Annotated in this window: 19 protein-coding genes; 9 read left to right on the forward strand and 10 right to left on the reverse strand. The window is 59.4% G+C overall.

The window, feature by feature from the left end; translation table 11 throughout:
- Nucleotides 1–11: 11 nt before the first annotated feature.
- Genes AC1RPZ_RS06520 through AC1RPZ_RS06530 form a run of 3 tightly spaced genes read left to right on the forward strand, consistent with a single transcriptional unit; the run spans nucleotide 12 to nucleotide 4,301 of the window.
- Nucleotides 12–1,136, forward strand: coding sequence for a GNAT family N-acetyltransferase (locus tag AC1RPZ_RS06520; RefSeq protein WP_493135973.1), 1,125 nt, complete (start codon nucleotides 12–14; stop codon nucleotides 1,134–1,136).
- Entirely contained in the window at nucleotides 1,136–2,914 is a 1,779-nt protein-coding gene (locus AC1RPZ_RS06525) for a sensor histidine kinase (RefSeq protein ID WP_493135975.1), read from the forward strand. The genes AC1RPZ_RS06520 and AC1RPZ_RS06525 overlap by 1 nt, the downstream gene beginning before the upstream one ends.
- Complete coding sequence (locus AC1RPZ_RS06530) at nucleotides 2,904–4,301, forward strand: sigma-54-dependent transcriptional regulator (protein ID WP_493135977.1); 1,398 nt, start codon at nucleotides 2,904–2,906, stop codon at nucleotides 4,299–4,301. The genes AC1RPZ_RS06525 and AC1RPZ_RS06530 overlap by 11 nt, the downstream gene beginning before the upstream one ends.
- Nucleotides 4,302–4,306: 5 nt before the next feature.
- On the opposite strand, the gene AC1RPZ_RS06535 is transcribed toward AC1RPZ_RS06530, so the two are convergent.
- Together AC1RPZ_RS06535 and metE are read right to left on the reverse strand one after the other, a co-directional pair.
- Nucleotides 4,307–5,341 (reverse strand): alpha/beta fold hydrolase, encoded by a 1,035-nt coding sequence (locus AC1RPZ_RS06535; protein WP_493135983.1) that lies wholly within the window; start codon nucleotides 5,339–5,341, stop codon nucleotides 4,307–4,309.
- Nucleotides 5,342–5,571: 230 nt separating this feature from the next.
- Complete coding sequence (metE, locus tag AC1RPZ_RS06540; RefSeq protein WP_493135984.1) at nucleotides 5,572–7,884, reverse strand: 5-methyltetrahydropteroyltriglutamate--homocysteine S-methyltransferase; 2,313 nt, start codon at nucleotides 7,882–7,884, stop codon at nucleotides 5,572–5,574.
- Nucleotides 7,885–7,993: 109 nt separating this feature from the next.
- Between metE and metR the strand changes: the two genes are divergently transcribed.
- Nucleotides 7,994–8,911, forward strand: coding sequence for a transcriptional regulator MetR (metR, locus tag AC1RPZ_RS06545; protein WP_103400858.1), 918 nt, complete (start codon nucleotides 7,994–7,996; stop codon nucleotides 8,909–8,911).
- A 219-nt stretch (nucleotides 8,912–9,130) separates the two neighbouring features.
- Here the strand turns inward: metR and AC1RPZ_RS06550 are convergent, their stop codons facing one another.
- From AC1RPZ_RS06550 to nosR, 6 genes are all read right to left on the reverse strand, one after another.
- The gene (locus tag AC1RPZ_RS06550; RefSeq protein WP_493135986.1) at nucleotides 9,131–10,234 is read right to left on the reverse strand and encodes a hypothetical protein; all 1,104 of its coding nucleotides are present in this window, start codon (nucleotides 10,232–10,234) and stop codon (nucleotides 9,131–9,133) included.
- Nucleotides 10,194–11,042, reverse strand: coding sequence for a hypothetical protein (locus AC1RPZ_RS06555; protein ID WP_493135988.1), 849 nt, complete (start codon nucleotides 11,040–11,042; stop codon nucleotides 10,194–10,196). The genes AC1RPZ_RS06550 and AC1RPZ_RS06555 overlap by 41 nt, the downstream gene beginning before the upstream one ends.
- A gap of 257 nt (nucleotides 11,043–11,299) precedes the next feature.
- Complete coding sequence (locus tag AC1RPZ_RS06560; protein WP_493135991.1) at nucleotides 11,300–11,797, reverse strand: GNAT family N-acetyltransferase; 498 nt, start codon at nucleotides 11,795–11,797, stop codon at nucleotides 11,300–11,302.
- A 5-nt stretch (nucleotides 11,798–11,802) separates the two neighbouring features.
- Nucleotides 11,803–12,441 (reverse strand): LysE family translocator, encoded by a 639-nt coding sequence (locus AC1RPZ_RS06565; RefSeq protein WP_493135992.1) that lies wholly within the window; start codon nucleotides 12,439–12,441, stop codon nucleotides 11,803–11,805.
- Nucleotides 12,442–12,466: 25 nt separating this feature from the next.
- Nucleotides 12,467–12,901, reverse strand: a complete 435-nt coding sequence (locus AC1RPZ_RS06570) for an NUDIX hydrolase (RefSeq protein WP_493135994.1) — start codon at nucleotides 12,899–12,901, stop codon at nucleotides 12,467–12,469.
- A gap of 120 nt (nucleotides 12,902–13,021) precedes the next feature.
- Nucleotides 13,022–14,371, reverse strand: a complete 1,350-nt coding sequence (nosR, locus tag AC1RPZ_RS06575; RefSeq protein WP_493135996.1) for a response regulator c-di-GMP phosphodiesterase, NosR family — start codon at nucleotides 14,369–14,371, stop codon at nucleotides 13,022–13,024.
- A 263-nt stretch (nucleotides 14,372–14,634) separates the two neighbouring features.
- On the opposite strand from nosR, the gene AC1RPZ_RS06580 reads away from it, so the two are divergent.
- Genes AC1RPZ_RS06580 through AC1RPZ_RS06600 form a run of 5 tightly spaced genes read left to right on the forward strand, consistent with a single transcriptional unit; the run spans nucleotide 14,635 to nucleotide 23,025 of the window.
- Nucleotides 14,635–16,941 (forward strand): GGDEF/EAL domain-containing response regulator, encoded by a 2,307-nt coding sequence (locus AC1RPZ_RS06580; protein ID WP_493136000.1) that lies wholly within the window; start codon nucleotides 14,635–14,637, stop codon nucleotides 16,939–16,941.
- Nucleotides 16,938–18,809 carry a putative bifunctional diguanylate cyclase/phosphodiesterase gene (locus tag AC1RPZ_RS06585; RefSeq protein WP_493136003.1) on the forward strand — a complete coding sequence of 624 codons (1,872 nt, stop codon included), beginning with the start codon at nucleotides 16,938–16,940 and terminating at the stop codon, nucleotides 18,807–18,809. The genes AC1RPZ_RS06580 and AC1RPZ_RS06585 overlap by 4 nt, the downstream gene beginning before the upstream one ends.
- 45 nt (nucleotides 18,810–18,854) lie before the next feature.
- The gene (locus AC1RPZ_RS06590) at nucleotides 18,855–19,814 is read left to right on the forward strand and encodes a cytochrome-c peroxidase (protein WP_493136005.1); all 960 of its coding nucleotides are present in this window, start codon (nucleotides 18,855–18,857) and stop codon (nucleotides 19,812–19,814) included.
- Complete coding sequence (locus tag AC1RPZ_RS06595; RefSeq protein WP_493136007.1) at nucleotides 19,811–21,622, forward strand: DAHL domain-containing protein; 1,812 nt, start codon at nucleotides 19,811–19,813, stop codon at nucleotides 21,620–21,622. The genes AC1RPZ_RS06590 and AC1RPZ_RS06595 overlap by 4 nt, the downstream gene beginning before the upstream one ends.
- The gene (locus AC1RPZ_RS06600) at nucleotides 21,619–23,025 is read left to right on the forward strand and encodes an ATP-binding protein (protein ID WP_493136009.1); all 1,407 of its coding nucleotides are present in this window, start codon (nucleotides 21,619–21,621) and stop codon (nucleotides 23,023–23,025) included. Before AC1RPZ_RS06595 ends, AC1RPZ_RS06600 begins: the two co-directional genes overlap by 4 nt.
- A gap of 73 nt (nucleotides 23,026–23,098) precedes the next feature.
- On the opposite strand, the gene AC1RPZ_RS06605 is transcribed toward AC1RPZ_RS06600, so the two are convergent.
- Together AC1RPZ_RS06605 and AC1RPZ_RS06610 are read right to left on the reverse strand one after the other, a co-directional pair.
- The gene (locus AC1RPZ_RS06605) at nucleotides 23,099–24,424 is read right to left on the reverse strand and encodes an APC family permease (protein ID WP_493136011.1); all 1,326 of its coding nucleotides are present in this window, start codon (nucleotides 24,422–24,424) and stop codon (nucleotides 23,099–23,101) included.
- A gap of 206 nt (nucleotides 24,425–24,630) precedes the next feature.
- Entirely contained in the window at nucleotides 24,631–25,452 is an 822-nt protein-coding gene (locus AC1RPZ_RS06610; protein WP_493136013.1) for a carbon-nitrogen hydrolase family protein, read from the reverse strand.
- Nucleotides 25,453–25,462 lie beyond the last annotated feature (10 nt).

A 25,462-nucleotide genomic window follows, 5' to 3' on the forward strand; every position in this document is an offset into this window, starting at 1 on the left:
AAGGACAAGACGTGATCACCGCCCGTGCCTATTCAACCATCGAGGCCATCGAACGCTGCGCCTGGAATGACTGCTTCCCCGGGGAACTGGAGGACTGGAATTACTATCGGGCCGTTGAACAGGCAGGTATTGGCGACTTCCAGTGGCGTTACCTTGCGCTCTATGAAGGCAGCACGTTGATTGCCGCGGCAGCGGCATTTACCACCCAGTACTCGCTCGACACCACGGTGCAGGGCGTAGGCAAACGCGTCAGGCAACGCTTGCGCCAGTGGTTGCCGGGTGTGCTGGATATTCGCTTGTACACCCTTGGTTCGCCGCTGACCGAGCAAGGCCACACTGGCACCGCCAGCCATATTACTGACGACCAGCGCCCGGCGCTGCTGCGTCAGTTACTGACGCTGGCGCGCAATGATGCCGATGTGGCCGGCATCGGCCTGCTGGTGATCAAGGATGCGCCCAGCCACGATCAGCAGTGGATTGACGTCTGCCGCGAGGCCGGACTGCAAACCATCCCCGGATTACCGAGTGCAGTGCTGCCAATCACCTTCGGCTCGCTGGACGCCTATCTCGGCACCCTGGGCAAATCCACCCGCAAAGACCTGCGCCGCAATCTTCGGGCACCCGGGCCGCGCATCGAATGGCGACGTTCAATAGACGATGTGCTGCCGCAGATGATGGTGTTGTACGAAGCCACCCTGGCGCGCAGCGAGATTGAGTTCGAATGGCTATCGCCGGCGTATTTCAGTGGCATCCTCGAACACCTCGACCAACGCGCGGCGTGCGTGCTGTATTGGGTGGGCGAGCAACTGGTGGCGTTCAATCTGCTGCTGCTGGATGAACATCGACTGGTGGACAAGTTTTTTGCCCACGACCTGGAACAGACCCGCGAGTACAACCTGTACTTCCGAAGCTGGCTGGCCAATGTCGACTACTGTATTCAACACAAGATCCCGCTGTATGAGTGCGGCCAGGCTGGCTATGCCAGTAAGCTGCGGCTCGGCTGCAAGTTCGAAGGCAATACGCTGTTTTTTCACCACCGTAACGCGCTGCTCAACGCTTTGCTCAAACTCGTGAAACTGTTTGTCCGACCGGATAAGTCCGACCCTGCCATGGCTGCCGCGATAAGCGAAACCTGATGATCAAAGACCGACGCCGTAAAGCCCTGCCCTTCGCCATCTCCCGCTGGAGTGTCCAACGCAAGCTGGTATTGGCGTTCTGGCTGGTCAGTGTGATCCCGACCATGATTGCCGCCGAACTCGCGGCCACCACGCTGTCGCAGATTTTCGATAGCAACGTGCGGATCTGGTTGCAGGAATCGACCAAGATCGTCGAGGACGAAATCAGCGAGATCGTTCATGGCAACGCACGGATAGCACGTTTGTTCCTGCGTTTGACCCGGCCACCGACTGACCGCTCGGCCACCAGGCACGACAAAATGACCACCGAAATCGCTGATGCCATGGGCATCGATCTGGTGGCGCTGACTCGCCTCAGCGATAAGAAAATCGTGTTCAGCACGGCGGACGAAAACATCGTCGAACAAATCAGCACCGCCCCCAATGCGGTGTTGCAGACTATTCAGATAGGCGGAATTTCGACCGGCACGGTGGTCTCGACCTTCCGCACCACGCTCGATGGCGTGGACTACCAGATGCTGATAGCGACCTATCTGGACAGCAGCTTCCTGACCAGTGTTGCCGACGTCCACTCGCTGGACCTGCGCCTGTACCTGGCCAAGGGCGATACGTTCTCCGAGATTTTCTCCAGCCAGCGCTCCGAGGATCGTCCGGCTCACATGCCTGAGAATATCGAAGCGGCACTGAAACAGACCAAGCAGCCTATCGAGCAGTTTACCAACCGCTACAGTGGGCTCTATCGGCCGATTCTCAACAACAACGGTGAGCTGCAAGGGGTTATTTTCAGCGGTTTGCTGCGCCACAACAGCCTGGTGGGCCTGGTCAACCAGACCAACCTGTTCCTGGCGATCTTCCTGCTGGGTTCGGCCCTGTCTCTGTGCGTCGGCTGGCTCGTCTCGCAACGCCTGACCCAACCTTTGCGCAATCTCTCCAAAGGCGTACGGGCGGTCATCGACGGTGATTATCGCCAGCGGATACCGGTCACCGGCAGCGATGAACTGGCCGAGCTGAGCAGCACCTTCAACCACATGACCGAACGCCTTGGCGAGTTGCAACACCTGGAATCGCAACTGCGCCGCCGCGATCGCTTGCATGCACTCGGTGAAGTGGCCATGGGCCTGGCCCATGAAATTCGCAACCCGCTGGGCATCATCAAAACGGCGACCCAATTGCTGCACCGTCGCGCCGACCTGCCCGACACCGACAAACGGCATCTGGAATACGTGATCAGCGAAGTGAGCCGGATCAACGACCTGATCACCGAATTCCTCGACTTTGCCAAACCCAGCGCGCCCATGCGCTCCACCCAACTGGCGCGGCCACTGGTTGATGAATTGATCGGTTTTTGCGCACCTGAGCTGGCGACCCACAACATCGACGCGCGGATCGAAGACAACGCGCCGGCCGCGACCATGTACGCCGACGCACGGCAACTCAAACAGGCCTGCCTGAACCTGGTGCTCAATGCCATCGACGCAATGCCCGACGGTGGTCGCCTGACCCTGGGCATTGCCAGCGACAAGCAGTACACCGTCATCAGTGTTTCCGACACCGGCCAAGGCATCGAGCCGGACATGCTCGAACGGATTTTTACCCCGTTCGTCACCACAAAGGCTTCAGGTACGGGTCTTGGGCTGGCAAAAGTCTTCTCGATCATGGAAAACCACGACGGACGGGTCGAATGCATCAGCGAAAAAGATGCTGGTGCAACATTCAGCCTGTACATTCCGGCCAACGGTGAAAACAACAGCGACGACGAGGACAGTGATGACGCATAACATTCTGGTGGTCGATGACGAGCCCAAACTCTGCGACCTGTTGGCCTCTGCCCTGAGCCAGAACGACCTCCAGGTGTTCACCGCGAGCAATGGCCTGCACGCGCTCAAGGTGCTGGAACAGGAAGACATCGATCTGGTGATCAGCGACTGGCGCATGCCCGGCATGGATGGCCCGCAGTTGCTGGCAGAAGTCAAAGTGCGCTTTCCGCAACTGCCGGTGATCGTCATGACGGCCTACAGCACGGTAAAAAACGCCGTGCAGTCGATGCGCAACGGCGCCTTCGACTACATCGCCAAACCATTCGACATCGATGAGCTGGACATTACCGTCAGCAAGGCCCTGCAGTTTCGCGACATTCTCAAAGACAACCAGCGCATGCGCGCCGAGCTTGAGGAGCACGCGCAGATCGACAGCCTGGTGGGCGACAGTCCGACCTTCCGTCGAGTGCTGCAAGCAGTGGATTCGGTGCGCGAAAGCAACGCGACCATCCTGCTCACCGGCGAAAGCGGTACCGGCAAGGAAATGGTCGCGCGGGCCATCCACAAACACGGCAACCGCGCCGACAAACCCTTCATTGCAGTGAACTGCGCGGCAATCCCCGAAGGCTTGCTGGAAAGTGAAATGTTCGGCCATCGCAAAGGCGCTTTCACCGGCGCCGTGGCCGACCGGGTCGGGCGCTTCATGCAGGCCGACAAGGGCACGCTGTTTCTCGATGAGGTTGGCGACATGCCGCTGGCGTTGCAGGCGAAGATTCTGCGCGCCTTGCAGGAGCGCGTGATCGAACCGGTTGGCGATCCGCGCGAACGCAAAGTCGACGTGCGAGTGATCGCTGCCACCAACAAAAACCTGCTGGAAGCGGTGGCCAACAAAGAGTTTCGCGAAGACCTTTACTATCGCCTCAATGTGTTCCCGATCCCCCTGCCCGCCTTGCGTGAACGGATCGAAGACATCGCCCCATTGGCCCGGTACTTTGCACACACCCTGGGCGCCACCGCCGGCAAACGCATCAACGGCTTCAGCCCGGAAGCCTTGCAGGCCATGGCCAATTATTCGTGGCCGGGAAACATCCGCGAACTGCAAAACTGCGTTGAACGAGCCACCATCGTGGCCTCGGGTGCAGTGATCGAGGAAGACGATCTGCCGGCCTATCTGTTCGCCTCAAGGCGCTCCGGCGACGGCGCCAGCGCGGTCCTCAACGATAGTACCGGTGTGCCGTCCGACCTCGACGCCGCACTGGCCGAAGTCGAAAAGAACTACATCCTGGCGGCCCTGCAACAAAGCAACGGCGTGCAGGCGGCCGCCGCGCAGCTGATCGGTATCTCGGAGCGCAGCTTCTGGTATCGGCTGAAGAAACTGGGGATTCATGTGGACAAGATTGTCCGCTGATCCTGTCAGAGCAGATTCGGTGCCTGCACCGGATCGATCTGCGCCCAATGCGAGGTGTCTTCACGATGGGTTTTCAGGTACGGCAACACCGCCGCCAGTAACGGCGCCTTGAACGCTTCCTGAAAACGATGGGCCAGCCCCGGAATCAGCTTCAACTGACTGCCCTGGATATGTGCTGCCAGGTGAATGCCATGCATCACCGGCAACAACGGATCGGCGGTGCCGTGCACCACCAGGGTCGGCACCCGCAACTGGTTGAGCAGCGCCACCCGGCTCGGTTCGGCGAGGATTGCCATGATCTGGCGTTTCACGCCGTCGGGATTGAACGCCCGGTCGTACGCCACCGCCGCCAGATGCAACAGTACCTGACGATCATCACTCACCTGCGGGCTGCCCAGCGCTGCCAGCAGATCAGCCTGTTGCTCCAGCGCCACCTCACGGTTCGGCGCACTGCGCCGCGAGAGCAATTGCACCAGCGCCGCGTTCGGCGCCGGCAATCCTTCGGCGCCGGAACTGGTCATGATCAGCGTCAGACTTTCGACCCGCTGCGGCGCCATGGCTGCCATGTGCTGGGCGATCATTCCACCCATACTCGCGCCCAGCACATGGAATTGCTCCACGTGCAGCGCATCCATCAGCCCTAGCGCGTCGTCTGCCATATCGGTCAGGGTGTACGGCGCCGCTACGGGTAAACCGAGTTTGTAGCGCAGCACCTCAAAGGTCAGGTTGGCATTGGCAGGCAGCCGACGCCAGGTCGACAGCCCGACATCGCGATTGTCGTAGCGAATCACCCGAAAACCTTGCTCGCACAGCGCAACCACCACCTCGTCCGGCCAGTGAATCAACTGGCCACCCAGGCCCATCACCAACAGTAATGCCGGATCGCTCGCACGACCGATGCTCTGGTACGCCAGGCTCACCTGTGGAAGATCGACCCGTTCGGTCGGAACATTGACATCGCAGCGCGACGCCGCAAAAGACGGTAGGCCGAACAGCAGTGCGGCCAGAAAAACCGCCGTTGAAAAAAATCGTACCCGCATGAAAAACACCGAAACGCAGAACCCCAGTAGAGCGCGAGTCTGATGAACTTTGTTAAAGCGCGCTGCCACAGTTACGTGACAGTTTGATGAAGGGTGCCGAACGGTCGTATTCAAGACCGAGTTATCGTTCATCGCGAGCAGGCTCGCTCCCACAGTTGATCTTTAGTGAACACAGAATTTGTGCATGACAAAGATCCAGTGTGGGAGCGAGCCTGCTCGCGATGGCGTCCTTAAGCCAGTTGACTACGCAGTTGGCGAGCGGCGGCCACCATATTCACCAACGCCGCTTCGGTCTCCGGCCAGGCGCGGGTTTTCAGGCCACAGTCCGGGTTGACCCACAGCCGTTCGGCCGGGATCCGCTGCACCGCCTTACTCATCAAATTGACCATCTCGGCGGTGTCCGGCACCCGTGGCGAGTGAATGTCGTAGACGCCCGGGCCGATGTCATTCGGGTAGTCGAAGGCCTTGAAGGCTTCCAGCAACTCCATGTCCGAACGCGAGGTTTCGAGGGTGATCACGTCGGCGTCCATGGCGGCGATCGACGTGATCACGTCGTTGAATTCGCTGTAGCACATGTGGGTATGGATCTGGGTTTCATCGCGCACGCCAGACGCGCTCAAGCGGAACGCTTGCACCGCCCAGTCGAGGTATTCCTGCCATTGCGCCCGGCGCAGCGGCAAGCCTTCGCGGAACGCCGCTTCGTCGATCTGGACGATTTTGATCCCGGCCTGCTCCAGGTCGACCACTTCATCGCGCAGGGCCAGCGCCAACTGTTGCGCCTGGACTTTGCGCGACACGTCTTCACGCGGGAACGACCACATCAGCATGGTCACGGGACCGGTCAGCATGCCTTTCATGACCTTGTCGGTCAGGCTCTGCGCGTAGGTGATCCAGTCGACCGTCATGGCGTTCGGACGGCTCAGGTCACCGTAGATGATCGCCGGTTTCACACAGCGCGAACCGTAGCTCTGAACCCAGCCGTAACGGGTGAACAGGTAGCCGTCGAGTTGCTCGGCAAAGTACTCGACCATGTCGTTGCGCTCGGCTTCACCGTGCACCAGCACGTCGAGGCCAAGACGTTCCTGGATTTGCACCGCGTGGCGGATTTCGCTGTGCATGGCGTCGGTGTAATCGTTGGCCGAGAGCTTGCCCTGTTTGAACGACTGGCGCGCCAGACGAATCGACGCGGTCTGCGGGAACGAGCCGATAGTGGTGGTCGGGAAGGCCGGCAAATTCAGGCGTGCGCGTTGCAACTCGATACGCTTGGCAAACACTGAGTGACGCTGACTGTCGGTGTCGCGGATGGCCCGGATGCGCGCCTGCACCTCGGCTTTGTGGATGCGTGGCGACTGCGCACGGCTGGCCTGCACGGCACGGCTCTGCGCCAGCGCAGCCTGGACCTTCGGCGCTTGCGGATCATTGAGTGCATCACGCAGCACGGCGATTTCAGCGCATTTTTGTACAGCGAACGCCAGCCAGCTCTTCAGCTCGGCGTCGAGTGTGTCTTCACGGTCCAGATCCATCGGGCTGTGCAGCAGCGAGCACGAGCTGCTGACCCACAGGTTGTCGCCGTAACGCTCTTGTGCCGGTTTCAGTTGCGCCAGCGCCTGTTCCAGCTCGCAGCGCCAGACATTGCGACCGTTGACCAGGCCCACCGACAGCACTTTGTAGGTCGGCAGGCGATCAAGCACCTGACCCAGTTGTTCCGGCGCTCGCACCGCGTCGATGTGCAGACCGTCCACCGGCAGGCTCACCGCCAGCCCGAGGTTGTCTTCCAGTCCACTGAAGTAGGTGGCCACGAGCTTCTTCAACGGTGAATATTGAAGGATGTGATAGGCGCGTTCGAAAGCATTTTTCCAGGCTTGCGGCAGGTCGAGAGTCAGGATCGGTTCATCGATCTGCACCCATTCCACACCTTGAGCCTTGAGGCGATTGAGGATTTCGCCGTAGAGCGGCAGCAGGCGCTCGAGCAGGTCGAGTTTGTCGAAGTCGTTACCTTTTGCCTTGCCCAGCCACAGGTAAGTCAAAGGGCCGATGATCACCGGCTTGACGCTGTGACCAAGGGCGTGGGCTTCATCGACTTCGTCGAACAACTGTTCCCAGCTCAATGTGAACGGTTGGTCAGCGCTGAATTCCGGGACCAGATAGTGGTAGTTGGTGTCGAACCACTTGGTCAGTTCCTGCGCATGGTGCGTCTTGGCAGACTCACCGCCGCAGCACCTCGCACTGGCGCCACGGGCCATCGCGAACAAGGTGTCGAGGGTCGGCAGGCCCTGAGCATCCCTGGCACTGTCGAAGCGCTCGGGGACCACGCCGAAGGTCAGCGAGTGCGTCAGCACCTGGTCATACCAGGCGAAGTCGCCCACGGGCAGCAGGTCGATGCCGGCGTCTTTCTGCAATTGCCAGTGTTTGGCCCGCAGTTCACGGCCGACGATTTTCAACCCGGCCTGATCGAGGTCGCCCTTCCAGTAGGATTCCAGGGCTTTTTTCAGTTCGCGGTCGGCGCCGATACGTGGAAAACCGAGTGTGTGGGCCAAGGCCATGGCGTATGTGCTCCGGAGTAAAATATGGCCCTATTGTCGACAGCCCACCCAACATGAGACAAACTCAATCTTTTCGTGTTGATCACAAAGTTTACTCATGGAGGCCCTGGTGCTCGAAATCCGTCACCTGAAGACCCTGCACGCTTTACGCGAAGCCGACAGCCTGGTCGAAGCCGCCGAACGTCTGCACCTGACCCAATCCGCCCTGTCCCACCAGTTCAAAGAGCTGGAAGAGCGCATGGGCATGCCGCTGTTCGTGCGCAAAACCAAACCGGTGCGGTTCACCAGCGCCGGCCTGCGCCTGCTGCAACTGGCCGACGCCACCCTGCCGCTGCTGCGCGGTGCCGAACGTGACATCGCACGATTGGCCGGTGGCACCGCCGGGCGTCTGCACATGGCAATCGAATGCCACAGCTGCTTCCAGTGGCTGATGCCGACCATCGACCAGTTCCGCGATGCCTGGCCGGAAGTCGAGCTGGACCTGGCATCGGGTTTCTCCTTCGCCCCGCTGCCGGCCCTGGCCCGTGGCGACCTGGACCTGGTGGTGACGTCCGACCCATTGGAACTGGCCGGGATCACCTATGTGCCGTTGTTCACCTACGAAGCGATGCTCGCAGTGGCCAACCAGCATCGGCTGGCGAGCAAGCCGTACATCGTCCCGGAAGACCTGCTCAGCGAAACCCTGATCACCTACCCGGTAGAGCGGGATCGGCTGGACATCTTCACCCGCTTCCTGGAACCGGCCGACATCGAACCGGCGCAGGTTCGTACTTCGGAACTGACAGTGATGATGATGCAATTGGTCGCCAGCGGCCGTGGCGTCTGCGGCATGCCCCATTGGGCGCTGCACGAGTACAGCTCACGGGGTTACGTGAAGGCCAAGCGGCTGGGGGAGAAAGGTTTGTTTGCCACGCTGTACGCCGGGATCCGCGCCGACATGCTCGACGCACCGTACATGCGCGACTTCCTGCTGACGGCCAAGGACACCTCGTTCTCGACCCTGGATGGTGTCAGCGCGGTGCGCTGACTCAATAAAAAGCCAGCGGAGGGAACAACTCTCCGCTGGCTCTGTTTCGTCTGGCTGAGTCTTCTCCTGCCTCACTGCCACAGTAAATTTCCAGACATTTGAGCTATAGCAACTGCCTGACCATCACACGGACCTTGACGACCTGTCATCCGGTACATCGGCCAAAAAGTTACATAGTGCAAAGCCTCGGCATCACGAATAAATGTCAGGCAGTTGCGCTCAGATCGGATCGACGGTGAAGGTCCAGGTGTTTGAACTGACACCACTGACAGCGTCCCGAGCTGAGATGTTGTACGTTTTATTAGGCATATTACCCAGCCCTGACAGGGTGCACGTCCAAAAACCGTTGTCTCCTGCATAGGCCGCACCCAGTTGGCCTGAAAAGTGAATAATCTTGACTTGATGCTTGCGGGTTGCCTTACCTGTCACAGTCACAGTCGTATACCTGGTATTGCCTCCATGCGGTATAGGATGGCCAAACCCGTCCAGGACAGCGGTGATCTGCGGTGTTATTTCCCCGATAACCGTCACCGTCCAGACCTCTGACTTCAACCCGCTCGCCTCCACACGGAGTGCGTATGTATTCGGGGTCAAGTCCATCAGTGTGTATGCCCACTTCCCTTCTTCGGCCGTCACCGTGTCCCTGGGTTGATCGTTGACGAAGATTTTGACCTCACCGTCGCGGGCCTCTCCCGCCAGTTTCAAAAGGATATCGAGGGTACTTTCCCCATCAGCGACATCGACGTCCTCGGAGTCCGTCACTTCGCCAATCGTGGGTTTCTCCACCTCCACCGCCTCCACGGTAACGATCCAGGTGTCTGATTCCTGCCCACCGACACCCTGTTCTTTGGCCTTGAGCACATACTCTTTTGGAGACAAGACCTGCGTGCCGAACTCCCACGCTGTCTCCGTCACCGTGGCCTCACCCAGCTTATTTTCGCCTTCATAAATGTCGACTTTTTGACCGGCAGCCACCGTGCCTTTGAGCTTCAACGGTGTTTTAGTGGTCGTGCCGGGATTGGTGATCGTCACGCCATCGGCGTCCTTCACTTCACCAATCGTCGGTATCACCACCGCCGCCACGGTAACGGTCCAGATGTCTGACTCCAGCTCATCGCCATCCTGCTCTTTGGCTTTGAGCATATACACGTTTACAGGTAATACCTGCGTGTCGAACTCCCACGCGGTTCCCGTCACCGAGGCCTCGCCCAGCCGATTGGCGCCATCGTAAATGTCGACTTTTTGACCGGCAGCCACCGTGCCTTTGAGCTTCAACGGTGTTTTAGTGGTCGTGCCGGGATTGGTGGGTGAGTGACGTGCCATCCGCGTCCGCCACTTCGCCAATCGTGGGTTTGACTAACACGACATTTTTAACGGTATAGACCCGCTCCTCGAAATCAAACGCCTGAGCCTCATCGCTTTCCTGGTTCAGCGCGACCTTGACGATGACCTTCAACGGCGAGCCATTGAGCAATTCCCTGAAGTAGTCGTAAGGCACCTTCACCTCGCGATAACCGCGAGTGATCCAGACCCCATCCACTGGATCCGATTGCAGCACAGGGAGACTGTGCTCCTCACCACCGGATTTTTCGCCCACCAGGTCAATCCAGCAGCGTTGCTGTTCGGCAATCAACGGCCAGACTCCCAAGCGCACGGTAAGGTTGGCAGTGCTGCCGGTCAGATCCAGCTCGGCCCCATTCCCGTCGTCCTGCGCCTCAAGGATTCGGGCCGCCTTCAACTCGCTTTGGGGCAGGGGAAGTACGTTGAGCTCTAAAGGTGGAGAGGTTTTATCGTCCTCGCCCACACGTTGGATGGTGTACTTCACCGTCATTTTTTTGCCCAGAAGGAACGCCACGACCTCTTTCTTCACATTCAAGGTTCTGGGGTTTGTTGTCCCCAGCGTCAACGTAGGGCTGTTGTACTTCCCACCGTCTGGAGTGCCGGGCTCGCCGGTAATCTCGACATAAAACCGGTCGTTAGGCTCCAGCCCCGTAGTAGGTATCAGCACGGTCAGGCTGATCTCCGCCGCAAGCGGGTCCAGCGTGGTGTCATCCGGCGCCTGCCTGATCTTCAACTTGTAAAGATCCGGAATAGGCGCGCGGGTTTTGGGAGCGGTTTCCTGGGCGGTCATGAGCAATCTCCTTCTCGCAAGAGTCGCCGCAACATGAGCGGCAGGGCTGACGCTCATCTAACACCCGGCGCCAATGGGCTGCCTACTGTCAGAAATAACAGGGTGGCGGTGGTTTCCGACCAGCGGCAAGAGGCATTTGATGGCCTGGGCCTTCACGACCTTGAATCTGAATGAGGCTCACCGCCCGACGCTACGCACCGCTGAAACGGTGCGCGGTGCCCTTTGCGCCGGGCAGCTACAAGCTCCAGGCTTGTGGCTTATAACTGCCGCCACATATGAATTTTATCGAAGTACTCCTCGCCAACCCGCACTGCCAACGGTTCGAGGCCGAATTGCACGAAACCGCAACGCTGATACAACGCCAATGCGGCATCATTGCCAGCCGTGACAGTCAGTTGAATCAGCTTCAATTCCGGCCGTCCTCGGGCCTCGTCGAAAAGCGCCTGAACCAGTTGATGGGCGAGCCCGCGCTGCCTGACCTTGTCTGTCACGTACAGGCCGAACAGCGTTGCCTTGTGTCGGGATTTTTCTCGAGCCTCGAAGGCCAGGCCGACAATGCCCACCAGTTCGCCCTCTTCAAACGCGCCGAACAGCACGTCCAGCGGGCTGGTCAATCGTGACTCCCACCAGCTCAGCGGCATGACCGCGCGCTCCCGGACACTGGAGGTGAACGCCTGCGGATGGCGGTCATAGGCTTCAAGCATCAGCGCCCGGTAAGCGAGCGCATGGTTGGCATCGAGTCGTTGGATCGCCATGGGTTTCAGGCCATACGCCGTGGTTCAGCCATCAGGCGCACCGCCAGGCCAACCAGCACGAAGCCCATGAAATAACGCTGAGCCGCCAGCCAGGTCGGGTTGTTGACGAACCACGAAGCAATTCCGGCAGCAAACAGCGCGATCAGCAGGTTGACGCTAAAACTCACGCTGATCTGGGTCAGGCCCAGGGCGATACTTTGGGTGAATATCGAACCGTGTTCCGGGCTGATGAACTGCGGGAACACCGAGAGATAGAACACCGCGATTTTCGGGTTCAGCGCGCTGGTCAAAAAGCCCATCAGCATCAGTTTGCGCGAAGAGTCCGGCGGTAGCTGCTGAGCTTCAAAGGGCGAGCGCGCCCCCGGCTTGACCGCCTGCCAGGCCATCCACAGCAGATACAGGGCACCGGCCCACTTGAGCGCCTCGTAAGCCATCGGCACCGCCATGAACACTGCGGTCAAACCGGCCGCCGCGGCAAACAGATGCACGAAAAACCCCGCGACCACCCCGAGCAGCGAGGTCACGCCCGCCTTGCGTCCCTGGCAAATCGAACGGGAGATCAGGTAGATCATGTTCGGTCCCGGTGTCAGCACCAACAGCAGCGACGCAGCAGCAAAAATCAACAGATCGTGGGTTGGAATCATGACGTAATCCTTGTCGTTGAACAGGTCAGGCCGGAGCCTTCAGGGAGGTTCGATAAAACGGCAGGATCAGGTCCCGTGTCAATGGCGCCAGCATCACATCGACCACATTGTGCGGGTCAATCCACAGCAGCTCTTCGATTTCCGCCGCCGCAGAGACTTGTTGCTGGATATCCAGCTGAAAAACCTCGGCCTCGACCACGAACCCCGGCTCATTGGCTGCCGGAGCAGAAAATTCACCCAGATAGCTCGCTTGGGTGGTATCGATGAGCAAACCCAGTTCTTCTTCCAGTTCGCGGGCCAGCGCATCGACCGGTTGCTCGCAGGCTTCGATCTTGCCACCCGGCTGCATGAAGGCCTGGGTCCCGCGCTTGCGCACCAGCAAGGTTCGGCCGTCCGGGCCGATCAACAGGGCGGCGGCGATGCGGATAATGCGCGGCGAAACGGAGGATGAAAGCGTCATGGATCAACAATGGCCTTGGACAAAGGAGCCAAGGATCACATGAGCACAGGTGCTGCGTCACCTCGAAAAGATCCCCGTGCGTAGGCGCTGGCGAAGCCTGCGATCTTTTCGTTACACAGGTCAAAAGATCGCAGCCTTCGCCGAAATCGCCGTTTCAGACTCTTCGGGGATATGGACAAACACACTGTACCTGGCGCCCTCCATGGCTTCGAAGGCGATGAGTTTTTCCACCAGCGGGCCGTTGAGCAGCTTGCCGGCATTGAGCAGGAGCATGCCGTTGTCGGCATTGAGGTTGCGCGCCAGCACCATGCCGGGCGCCAGATCACGGGTGGTCAACACCTTGACCGTCGGATCGCCGAGCGTGACATCACGCAGGTAAGTGGCGCAGACCTGAACGAAATCCTCCACCAGTTCAGGGTCGTAGAAACGCCCGCTGTATTTACGGATGAACAACAGCGCTTCATCGCTGTTCATATGTCGCTCAAGAATCAGCCCACGCTGCAATTCGATGAAGTCCACGGCCAGCTTCAGCAGGCGCGAACCCAAGGGGATCGCCTCCCCCTTGAGACGGTCGGGAAACCCGGTGCCGTCCCAGCGCTCCTGGTGGTGCAGGATCAGGCGTGCGGCATCTTTCATCGGATCAAGGGTCATCAACAGCGATTCGCTCTGTTTCGGATAACCGCGATACAGCTCCCGTTCGGTGTGATGCAGCAGGTCCGAAGGGGCTGTCATCATGCTGTCGGTCCAACTCAGCTTGCCGATGTTGTAAAGCGCCGCGGCCATCGTCAGGTCTCGGCTGCTGGCCTCGTCCAGCCCATGGGTCTGGCAGTAGATACGCACCAGATCGATGATTTGTCGGTTGGTTTGCTTGGCGGCGGGCAGACGCAGGTTGGCCAACAGCGAAAACACCTCGGTGCCAGTGACATAGCTGTGCTTGAGCTCTTCGTAGGCCAGATCGAGCATGTCAGCGGTCTGCTGCAACTCGGCAGTGCGTGCCGCGACGCGTTTTTCCAGGTTCCCGTTGAGCAGCTTCAGTTGCTCGTTCTGATCCCACACCAACTGCACCAGACGCAGCCGCTCACGCTCGGAGTATTGATACGCCAGGGCCTGACGCAACGTCAGCAGCATTTCCTCGTCGTCCCAGGGTTTGCTGATGTAGCGGTGAATCTTCCCCTCGTTGATCGCCTTGATGATCATCGACAGGTCGGCATACCCGGTCAGCAGAATGCGTACGGTGTCCGGATACCGCTCGTGGATGTGCGCCAGCAGGGTCGCACCGTCCATATTGGGCATGCGTGCATCGGTCATCACCAGATCAATCGGCTGCTGCGCCATGATTTCCAGCGCCTGGGCGCCACTGGAGGCCAGCAGCACCTCATAGGGTTGGCTGCGCAACAGCCGGCGCAGGCTATTGAGGATCAATTCTTCGTCATCGACCAGCAGCACTCGCGGTTTAAGCAGCTCATCCATGGCATTACCTCAGCTAAAACAGAGCAATCGTTTCGTGAGCACCCAAGGCAATTCCCCCTACTCCATGGGCCTGAACTACAGGCTAGACGGTTTTTCAGAACAGTCCGCAATAGATTTTCCACACAGCGGGCTGCGAACTCAACAGCAGCGGACTATGCTCTGGGCACCTGGATCCAAGATCTGCACCCGTAACACTCCTTGATCAGGAAGGGATGCCGCATGAATACAACGCAGCGATGGGTCATCTGCAACGGTGCATTGCAATGAAGGCACCGTTTGCGCGGAGCAACCGACGGATCCTGATCGTCGATGACACCGCCTCTATCCATCAGGATTTTGCCAAGATCCTCAGCCCCCACGCGCTCGATGACGATGCATTGAGCAGCGCCGAAGAAGCCCTGTTCGGCACACCCGTGGTGGCTTCAGATCTGGGATTCGTGCTCGACAGCGCCTTTCAGGGCCTCGAAGCCCTGGGCAAGGTCGAAGCCGCTCTGGCCAGGGACCTTCCCTATGCGATGGCCTTTATCGACATGCGCATGCCGCCCGGCTGGGACGGCCTGGAAACCATCGAACGGCTCTGGCAGGTCGATCCAAAGCTGCAAGTCGCGCTGTGCACCGCGTATTCCGACTATTCCTGGGACGATATTGCCGAACGGCTGGAACTCGGCGATCGCCTGCTGATCCTGAAGAAACCCTTCGATGCCATCGAAATCCGTCAGATGGCCAGCACCCTGACCGTCAAATGGCAAATGACCGAAGACGCTGCACTGAAGATGAACCTGCTGGAGCAGGCGGTCGAAGATCGAACCCGCGAGCTGTCCGACGCCAATATCATCGTGCAAAACAGCCCGACCATTCTGTATCGGCTGCGCGGCGAACCCTCATTCCCGTTGATGTACATCTCCCACAACATCACCAAGTTCGGTCACGTGGCAGCGCACTTGGTGGCGTCGGCAAACTGGGCTCAGGAGCTGATTCATCCCGAGGACCAGGGCAAAGTCGACAACGCCATGGCCCGGGTCCTCGACCGGCACGCCGCCGGGGCGTCCATCGAGTTCCGTCTGCGCACCGGCACAGGCGACTGGCGCTGGGTCGAAAACCGCTACGTGCCGGTGCGTGACCACGACGGACGCTTGCTGGAAGTCGAAGGCATCATCATCGACATCACTGAACGCAAGCTGGCTGAAGAGAAGATTTCCCTGCTGGCACGCACCGACGGGCTGACCGGGCTGGCCAATCGCGCGACGCTCCTCGAACGCCTGCACCAGGCGTTCGCTGCCGCGCGTCGGGGTGCGGCAACGTTCGCCGTGTTCTACCTGGACCTCGATCATTTCAAACGCATCAACGACACCCTTGGCCATCCCATCGGGGATTTGCTGTTGCAGGAGGTCGCCCGCCGCATCAAGGCCTGTGTCCGCGAAAACGACGTGGTGGCGCGCCTGGGCGGCGACGAATTTGCAATCGTGCAGCTCGACGCCGGCGACCCGACACAGTCGGCGACGCTGGCGGGCAAGGTCCGCGATGAGCTGGTGCTGCCCTACACACTCGATGGCAACAACGTGCGGGTTTCGGTCAGCATCGGCATCAGCACTTACTCCAGCACCAGCTTGAGTGCCGAGAGTCTGTTGGCTCAAGCCGACATGGCGCTGTACCGCTCCAAGGAAAAGGGCCGCAACCAGTACCACTTCCACTCCGAGGAGATCAATCAGGAAGTACTCGACCGGGTGTCGATTGCCAACGATTTGAAACAAGCCATCGAGCAAAACCAGCTCGAACTGCATTACTTGCCCGAAGTCGACCTGAGCACCGGAAAAATCCTCGGCATGGAAGCTCAGGTCCGCTGGAGTCATCCAGCGCGAGGATTGCTGGAGCCCGAAATGTTTCTTCCCGCAGCGGAAAAAACCGGTGTCATCATCGCGCTTGGGCACTGGTTGCTGGATCGGGCCTGTCAGCAAATGCGTCAATGGCGCGATGAAGGGATGGCGCCACCGGTGATTGCGATCAAGCTCTCGCTGGCCCAGCTCAAGAGCGGTCCGGACCTGATCTACGACGTGCTGCGCACCACAGCCCTGTGGAACCTCTGCCCCTGGGACCTGCGCTTCGACGTCACCGAAGCGACGCTGGCGCAAACCAAATGGACCCACAACGATGTGCTGCCACGCTTGCGTGAGCTAGGGGTGAAAATAGCCATCGATGACTTTGGCACCGAGTACTCCTCGTTCGACTACCTCAAGACCTATCGGGTCAATCACCTCAAACTCGCCCAGGCCTTCATCGACACCGCGACCCGCGATCCCGCCAGCGCCACGACCCTGCGCGCGATCATCAATTTTGCCCGCGAAGTGGGGATCGGCATCATTGCCGAGGGCGTCGAGACCCAGGAACAGCGCAGCTCACTGATCGCCACCGGCTCGCCCATGAACGCTCAGGGCTTCTACTTCAGCAAAGCCGTCAGCAGCCAGCAGGCAGCTACGTTGCTGATGGCCGGCAGCATCGTGCCACCAACGTTCCCTGGCGCAACAAACCCGCTGCTCGAAGACTCGCCCCACCTACCGGAGGACCGGGGATGAAACTATCGCTCGCCCCCACCAACCGGCGCATCCTGATCATCGATGACATGCCTTCGATCCATCAGGACTTTCGCAAGATCCTCAGCCCCGACGCGCCAGACAAGCAGGCGCTGACCAGTATCGAAGAGGCGTTGTTTGGCACTGAACAACCCTCTCGCCAGACGTTTATCCTCGACTCGGCCTACCAGGGAGAAGAAGCGCTGGAGCTGGTTAAACGTGCCCAGGCCGAAGGCCGTCCCTACGCCCTGGCGTTTACCGATATGCGCATGCCGCCGGGTTGGGACGGTCTGGAAACCATCGAACGACTCTGGGAGGTCGACCCGCACCTGCAAATCGCCTTGTGCACCGCCTTCTCTGACTACTCCTGGGAGGCGATGGCCGAACGGCTGGAATTCGGCGACCAGTTACTGGTGCTGAAAAAGCCTTTCGACAGCCTGGAAATCCGCCAGATGGCCAGTGCTTTGACCTGGAAATGGCAGATGGCCCAGGACGCTGCGATTAAAATGCTCAGCCTGGAGCGAACCATCGAGGACCGCGTTCAGGAGCTGCTCAAAGTCTCCCATCTGCTGCAATACGACGTACTCACCGACCTGCCCAACAGCACCCTGCTGGGTGACCGGCTGACTCAGTCTCTGGCCCTTTCACGGCGGCACGACAAACAACTGGCGGTGATATTTCTGGGGCTGGACCGCTTCAAGCGCATCAACAACGCACTGGGTCATCCGGTTGGCGACGAAATGCTCAAACGGGTCGGCCAGAGTCTCGTGGCTACGGTGCGTGAGTCCGATTCAGTGTTTCGTTATGGCTCCGACGAGTTCGTGGTGATCCTCGCGGACATCAACCATCCCCAGCAAACCAAAGGGGTTGCCGAAAAGCTGCTGAAAGCCGTCAGTACCCCGCAACACATTGCCGGTCATGACCTGAGTGTGACCGCCAGCCTGGGCATCAGCATCTACCCGGACGACGGCTTCGATGCCGTGCCGCTGATCAAGAAAGCCGAAACCGCGATGCACAACGTCAAGGAGAACGGCACCAACGATTTCAGCTTTTTCATCGACAACATGAATCAGCGTGCCCGTGAACAGCAAAGCATCGAATCCGGCCTGCGTCTGGCGCTGGAGCGCGATGAGTTCGTCCTGCATTACCAACCCAAACTGGATCTGCGCACCGGCAAGGTGGTCGGTGCGGAAGCCTTGATCCGCTGGCTCAAACCCGGTCACGGCTGGGTGTATCCAACAGACTTCATCGGGGTGGCGGAAGACAGTGGGCTGATCGTTCCGCTGAGCAAATGGGTATTGACCCAGGCCTGCCAACAGGCCCGCGCCTGGCAGCTGGCTGGATTGCCACCGATCAGCATGTCCGTCAACGTTTCCGCCATCGACTTCCGTCAACGCGACTTTGTTGACGGTATCGTGAAGATCCTCGAACAGACCGGCTTCGACCCAACGCTGCTGGAACTCGAAATCACTGAAAGCGTGCTGATGCAGAACGTCGAGGCCACCGTGCAGACCTTGCATGCCATCAAGGCATTGGGCGTGCGCCTGGCCATTGATGACTTCGGTACCGGCTATTCCAGCCTGAGCTACCTGCGACGGTTCCCCGTCGATGTACTGAAAATCGACCAGTCATTCGTTCGCGGGCTGAACAGTGACAACAACGACGCTGCGCTGGTCAGCGCCATCATCAGTCTGGGCAAGAGCCTCAACCTCAATATCATCGCCGAAGGCGTGGAAACCCTGGAACAACTGGACTTTCTCAAGGCCCTTCAGTGTGAGGAAGGTCAGGGTTACTTTTTCAGCAAAGCCGTGCTCCCGGGAGAGTTCGTGCAGATGCTCACCGATAACCAGCAGATGCCACCGCGCACGTAGACCGACAACCCAACGGTGCAGGCACTCAAGCCAAGGAATCATCAGATGTCGCCCTATGGATTCACGCTGCTCACCACACTGATGCTCGGACTCTGTCTGACGGCGAGCGCCGCGCCTTTGGACGAACCCCTCAAACCGCTGCCACCGGTGCCGGTTCAAGACCCTCAACGTGTCGAGCTGGGTCGTCAGCTGTTCAACGAAACGCGGTTGTCAGTCAACAACAGACTGTCCTGTGCCAGCTGCCATCACCTGGAAAAGGGCGGTGCCGATGACAAGGCATTTTCCATCGGTTTCAACGGCCAGCCGCTGAGCATCAATACGCCCAGCGTGTTGAATGCCAGCCTGAATTTCAGGCAATTCTGGAATGGTCGCGCCGACACCCTGGAAGCCCAGGTCCATGCCGTGGTGCAAAGCCCGACCGAGATGGGCAGTACCTGGGAACACGTGGTACAGACACTCTCGACCAATCCGGCCTACCACTTGGCATTCAGCAACGCTTACCCCGACGGGGTCACGGCCGCCAATGTGCAAAACGCCCTGGCCACCTACGAGCGCACATTGCTCAGCGCCAATTCGCGTTTCGACCAGTACCTGCAGGGCAACACCGAGATTCTCAGCCTCGATGAAAAATACGGCTACCAACGCTTCAAGGACTACGGCTGTATTGCCTGCCACCAAGGCGTGAACATTGGCGGCAACATGTTCCAGAAGTTCGGGGTCATGGGCGACTACTTCCAGGCCCGGGGCAACCCGACCGAATCGGACCTGGGGCGTTACCTGGTCACCAAGGAGGAAGAGGACCGCAACGTGTTCAAGGTCCCCAGCCTGCGCAACGTCGCGGTCACCGCACCGTACTTTCACGACGGCTCGGCGAAGACCCTCGAAGACGCCGTTGATGTGATGTTCAAGTTTCAGCTGGGACGCGTCCCTTCCGAAAAAGACAAGGCCCTGATCATCAAGTTCCTCGGGACCCTGACCGGCGACTGGGGAGGTAAACCGCTATGAAAGTGTCCCGTCGACTCAGCCTGCTGCTGCTCAGCGGCATGACCGTGTTGCTGGCCTCGATCCTGCTGTTCCTGTATCTGAAGTCCAGTTCGGATCAAACCTCGACCTATAGCGAATCGCGGGATCTGATCCGCCAGATAAAGCAACTGGACGCGCAATGGGAAACCGAGATCCTCAAGGCCCGGATCGCCCTCATCCACAACTACGATCCATTGGTTTCGCCGCTGTCTGAAATGAGCCGTCTGTGGGAGCGATTCGACTCGATGGAGTCCCGACACGGTCGCAACGACTCAACGCAGTGGCAGACCAGCCATGACGCTTACCTGAGCGCGATCAAGGAAAAGACCCGGTTGGTCGAACAGTTCAAGTCGCACAACGCGGTGCTGCGCAATTCACTGGCGTTCCTGCCCACCGCCGAAGACGACATTCAGAACCAGCTCGCACGCCTTGAGGACAACAACAAACTACAACTGCAGAACATCGCCACCGACACCTACGACCTGCTACTCAGCGGCCTGGAGTTCGCCCAGGTCATGTCCGACGACAAAGCCGCCGACATCCTGCTCGGCCTGAACAAACTGGCGGTGAACAGGGGGCGACTGCCTGCCGAGTTCCACACACCGGTGGACATTCTCAACAACCACATTGCGCTGATCCTGCGTGAACAACCGCTGGTCAACAGCCTGCTGGAACGGATCGAAGCGATACCGGTGTCCGAGCGCCTGGACGACATCACCAGCCTGCTGGACAAGGATCAACAACAGGTCGATGCAGTCGATCAACGCTACCACTTTTACATGGCGGTTTTTTCGGCGCTGCTGATGCTGTTGCTGCTGTACCTGGCCATCGGGCTACTGCGCAGCTTCGCAGTGATCAACCGGGTCAACAAAGACCTGCAAGCGGCCAATGAAGGCCTGGAACAACGGGTCGAAGCACGCACCCGCGAACTCAAGGACACCCAAAGCGAACTGCTGGACACCGCACGCCAGGCCGGGATGGCCGAGATCGCCACCAATGTGTTGCACAACGTCGGCAATGTGCTCAACAGCGTGAATATCTCCGCCGACCTGGTCACCCGCAAACTGCGCACCAGCAAGGCACTGGGGCTGGGCAAGGCGATGCAACTGATCAATGAGCACCAGGACGACCTCGGCCACTTCATCACTGAAGACGAAAAAGGCAAATTGCTGCCCGGATACCTGAATCAACTGGTGGAGGCCATTGCCCTTGAGCAACAGGGCATCACCGACGAACTGGCGCAATTGAGCAAAAGCGTCGACCACATCAAGGACATCGTTGCCACTCAACAGTCCTACGCCGGCGCCAACAGCCTGATAGAACCACTGCAAGTCAGCGAGCTGCTCGAGGACGCCCTGCGCATGAACTCGGGCGCCCTGACCCGCCACCACGTAACCGTGGTCAAGGACTACGCCGAGGTGCCCAGAGTGATGGGCGATAAACACCGGATGTTGCTGATTCTGATCAATCTGATCAGCAACGCCAAATACGCCATGTCCGACCTCAGCGACCGCCCCCGGGAAATGACCCTTGGGGTCAAGATGGTCGACGACACCACACTGCAGGTCAGCGTCAAGGACGAAGGCGAAGGCATCTCTGCCGAAAACATGACCCGGATCTTTGCCCACGGTTTCACCACACGCAAGGAAGGTCACGGTTTTGGTCTGCACAGCTGTGCCCTCGCCGCCATCGAGATGAATGGCCACCTGACGGCCCACAGCGACGGTCCGGGCAAAGGTGCGCTGTTCACCTTGAAAATCCCCTTGAAAATCGCCGTAGGTGAAACATGAGAGAGCCATCGAACCGACGCATCCTGCTGATCGACGACACACCGTCGATCCATGACGACTTTCGCAAGATCCTGACACCTGCGCCGCCGCAACACGACGAACTGGATGAAATGGAGTCAGCGCTGTTCGGTACCGAAGTCAAAGCGACGAGCCCCCGCTTCGAACTGGATTCGGCCTATGCTGGCCAGGAAGGCTTGAGCAAACTGGTCCAGGCCCAACAGGACAATCGCCCCTATGCACTGGCGTTCGTCGACATGCGCATGCCCCAGGGCTGGGACGGCGCCGAAACCATCGAGCATTTATGGCAAGCCGATCCGCGTTTGCAGGTGGTGGTCTGTACCGCGTATTCCGACTACTCCTGGGATGAACTGCTCAATCGCTTGCAGGCCCACGACCGACTGCTGATCCTGAAAAAACCCTTCGACAACATCGAAGTCCAGCAGATGGCCAACACCCTGACCAGCAAATGGGACATGAGCGAGCGCGCCAGCGTGAAACTGGATCAGTTGGGGCACCTGGTAGAGCGGCGGACCCGGCAGTTCCAGCAAGCGAGCGTCGAACTGCAACAGGAAATCGACGAGCGCAAGCAACTCGAAAGCCAGTTGATACAGTCGGAAAAACTCGCTTCCCTGGGGCAACTGGCGGCCGGTGTCGCCCATGAGATCAACAACCCCATCGGCTTCATTTCGTCGAACCTCGGCACCCTGGATGGCTACTTCAAGCAGTTGCAAGGTGTACTCGACGCCTATCAGCAGGCCGAAGAAGCCATTGGCTCCGTTGAGCTTCTCGATCGTCTCAAAGCGCTGCGTAAACAGGTGGAACTGGACTTCCTGCGTGAAGACATTCCGCTGCTGATCAAGGAATCCAAGGACGGCATCAACCGGGTCGGGCAAATCGTCAGGGACCTGAAGGACTTCTCACGCGTAGACACCAACCAGGAGTGGCAGCGGGTCAACCTGCAAGTGGGCATCGATTCGACACTGAACATTGTCGCCAACGAATTGAAGTACAAGGCCGACCTGATCAAGGAATATCAGCCGCTTCCCGAGATCGAGTGCCTGCCCTCGCAGATCAATCAGGTGGTGATGAACCTGATCGTCAACGCCGCCCAGGCCATCGGGCCCGAACGCGGGACCATCACCCTGAGTAATGGGGTGGTCGGGGAAAGAGTCTGGGTCGAAGTCGCGGACACCGGCTCAGGCATCGCGCCCGAAAGCCTGCAGAAGATTTTTGACCCCTTCTTCACCACCAAACCGGTGGGCCAAGGGACGGGGTTAGGCCTGTCATTGTCTTACGGCATTGTGAAAAAACACCGTGGGGACATTACGGTACGCAGCGAAGTCGGGGTGGGGACAACCTTTCGAGTGGAGCTACCGCTGCGCCAAACCCAATCCACCCGCTGAGCGACACGTCAATCATGTGGGAGCGGGCCGGACGGCGTTCCGATGCTCCCACAGGTGACTCACCAGGCTGGGGTTATGTGGCTTCCTGGAAATCCATCTCCGGTGGCTGGCGGCGGAACCCGCCAGTCAGCACAGCCAGGTACATCACGCCAATCGCCAGCCAGCTCAGGCCCAGGTAAATCGCCAGGTGATCGAGGCTGACCATCAGCCAAAGGTCAGCGACCAAGCCAATGAACGGGCACAACAGGAACAGCGCAAACTCTCGCGCACCACGTTTCTCGCCACCGATCCAGTAGTGGAAGATCACCGACAGGTTCACCAGGCTGAAGGCCAGGAACGCGCCGAAGTTGATGAACGAGGTCGAGGTGGTCACGTCCAGTTTCAGCGCCAGCAACGCCACCACCGCGCACAGCAGGATGCTGTTGACCGGCGTGCCGAAGTGCTCGTGCAAGGTGCCGAAGAACGACTTGGGCAGCACACCGTCGCGGCCCATGGCGAACAGCAACCGCGATCCGCTGGCCTGGGCCGACAGACCCGACGCGAACTGGCCGACAATCAGGCCGATCAGGAAGATCGACACAAACAGGTCGCCACCAATGTTGCGAGCAATCTCATAGGCCGCCGAGTCGGCATTGTCGAACTGGAACGACGGATGCGCGATCTGCACGAAGTAGGACACACCGACGAAAATCAGCCCGCCAATCAGGGTAATCAGCATGATTGCCCGTGGGATGGTGCGGCGCGGGTCGCGGGTTTCTTCGGTCAGGGTACTGACCGCGTCGAAGCCGAGGAACGAGTAACAGGCAATGGCCGCGCCGCTCATGATCAGCGGCATTTGCATGTCGCCGTTGAAGAACGGTTTGACCGTCCACAGCGGTGTGCTCGCATCACCGCCGATGTAATGGATGCACAGCGCGACGAAGGCTATCAACACCAGGAACTGCACCAGCATCAGCAAGGCGTTGATGCCGTTGGCCAGTTTCAGGCCGACGATGTTGATCGCGCTGGTGATACCGATGAACGCCAGCACCCAGATCCACTGCGGCACCGCCGGGAACGCGGAGTTGAGATAGGCGGCGCCGATCAGCCAGATTGCCATGGGCAGGAACAGGTAATCGAGCAACACCGCCCAACCGGCGATGAAACCGAGTTTCGGGCTGATGGCCTTGCGTACATAGCTGTAGGCCGAACCGGCCACCGGGAACGCTGCGGCCATGCGGCCGTAGCTCATGGCGGTGAAAAACATCGCCACCAGCGCCGCCAGATAGGCTGCCGGAACCATGCCGGCGGTGGATTGAGCGAGGATGCCAAAGGTGCCGAGCACAATGATCGGCGTCATATAAGCGATGCCAAACAGCACTACCGACCCCAATGACAGGGTGCGTTGCAAACGAGCCATGAGCGACTACTCCGAATTTATTAGATTTATGGCAGAGCCGAGTTCGGCGCAAATTACGGGTGTTGCGTTGTTGTTCTTGGGGCAAACAGGTGTGTTGTCTGTGAGGGCCTCTTCGCGAGCAAGCTCGCTCCCACAGGGGTACGCATTCCAAATGTGGGAGCGAGCTTGCTCGCGATAGCGTCAGCCCTGACGACACAGAAACCGAATCAGTTCGAAGGAATCAGCAGCTCCCGCAATCCAGAAGCATGCTCGACAATCTCCCCCGGCAACTTCAGCCGCTGGTCATCCAGGTAGCGATAATCCTGCCGCGCCGCCGTCAGCTGATTCAGGTCCAGCTCCACCGCAAACTGACCCTCCTCCCGGCCAGCTTCGAACAGCAGAGTGCCCAGCGGATCCACCAACGAACTGCCGCCCGCAAACAACAACCCGCCATCGCCCTCTTCCACCCGGTTGACCATCAGCGCGAACGCCTGATTTTCCTGAGCGCGAGCCATGATTGCGGTGCGGTGAGTCGGGCCGTAGGGGTCCATGTTGCCGTTGGTGACGATGAGCAACTCGGCGCCCAGTTGCGCCAGGGCCCGGGCGGTCTCGGGGAATTCGATGTCGTAACAGATCAGCAGGCCGACCCGCACACCGTTCCACAGGCAAGTGGCGTAACGGTCGCCGGCCTCGAACACGCCGCGATCCGACGCCCACAAGTGTGTCTTGCGATATTTCAGTGCAATGCCTTCGGGGGTGATCAGCAGCGTGGTGTTGTAGAAACGACCGTTGTCGTTCTCGGCCGTGCCGATCACCACGGCAATGTTGCGCTCACGGGCCGCCGCCAGCACCGCGCTGACGGTCGGGCCATCCAGCGGTTCGGCGGTCTGGGCCAGGGCTTCAAGGGACGGGAAGCCCATCAGATGGGTTTCGGGAAACACGATCAGTTGCGTATCGGCAGCACAGGCAGCAATCGCCGCCAGGGCGCGTTCGAGGTTGTAAGCCGTGTCGTTGTCACGGCCCGCCAATTGGGCGAGTTCGACTTTCATCTGTAGTCCT

Source organism: Pseudomonas sp. GW822-FHT02D10, from assembly GCF_058802345.1.

Bases quoted from the DNA above. Each gene is read 5' to 3' on its own strand.
- AC1RPZ_RS06580 (WP_493136000.1), top strand. From the start codon at position 14,635: ATGAAGGCACCGTTTGCGCGGAGCAACCGACGGATCCTGATCGTCGAT.
- nosR (WP_493135996.1), bottom strand. From the start codon at position 14,371: ATGGATGAGCTGCTTAAACCGCGAGTGCTGCTGGTCGATGACGAAGAA.
- AC1RPZ_RS06600 (WP_493136009.1), top strand. From the start codon at position 21,619: ATGAGAGAGCCATCGAACCGACGCATCCTGCTGATCGACGACACACCG.
- metE (WP_493135984.1), bottom strand. From the start codon at position 7,884: ATGGCCTTGGCCCACACACTCGGTTTTCCACGTATCGGCGCCGACCGC.
- AC1RPZ_RS06595 (WP_493136007.1), top strand. From the start codon at position 19,811: ATGAAAGTGTCCCGTCGACTCAGCCTGCTGCTGCTCAGCGGCATGACC.
- AC1RPZ_RS06560 (WP_493135991.1), bottom strand. From the start codon at position 11,797: ATGGCGATCCAACGACTCGATGCCAACCATGCGCTCGCTTACCGGGCG.
- AC1RPZ_RS06535 (WP_493135983.1), bottom strand. From the start codon at position 5,341: ATGCGGGTACGATTTTTTTCAACGGCGGTTTTTCTGGCCGCACTGCTG.
- AC1RPZ_RS06605 (WP_493136011.1), bottom strand. From the start codon at position 24,424: ATGGCTCGTTTGCAACGCACCCTGTCATTGGGGTCGGTAGTGCTGTTT.
- AC1RPZ_RS06585 (WP_493136003.1), top strand. From the start codon at position 16,938: ATGAAACTATCGCTCGCCCCCACCAACCGGCGCATCCTGATCATCGAT.
- AC1RPZ_RS06565 (WP_493135992.1), bottom strand. From the start codon at position 12,441: ATGATTCCAACCCACGATCTGTTGATTTTTGCTGCTGCGTCGCTGCTG.
- AC1RPZ_RS06570 (WP_493135994.1), bottom strand. From the start codon at position 12,901: ATGACGCTTTCATCCTCCGTTTCGCCGCGCATTATCCGCATCGCCGCC.
- AC1RPZ_RS06525 (WP_493135975.1), top strand. From the start codon at position 1,136: ATGATCAAAGACCGACGCCGTAAAGCCCTGCCCTTCGCCATCTCCCGC.
- AC1RPZ_RS06550 (WP_493135986.1), bottom strand. From the start codon at position 10,234: ATGGCACGTCACTCACCCACCAATCCCGGCACGACCACTAAAACACCG.
- AC1RPZ_RS06555 (WP_493135988.1), bottom strand. From the start codon at position 11,042: ATGACCGCCCAGGAAACCGCTCCCAAAACCCGCGCGCCTATTCCGGAT.
- AC1RPZ_RS06610 (WP_493136013.1), bottom strand. From the start codon at position 25,452: ATGAAAGTCGAACTCGCCCAATTGGCGGGCCGTGACAACGACACGGCT.
- AC1RPZ_RS06530 (WP_493135977.1), top strand. From the start codon at position 2,904: ATGACGCATAACATTCTGGTGGTCGATGACGAGCCCAAACTCTGCGAC.
- AC1RPZ_RS06590 (WP_493136005.1), top strand. From the start codon at position 18,855: ATGTCGCCCTATGGATTCACGCTGCTCACCACACTGATGCTCGGACTC.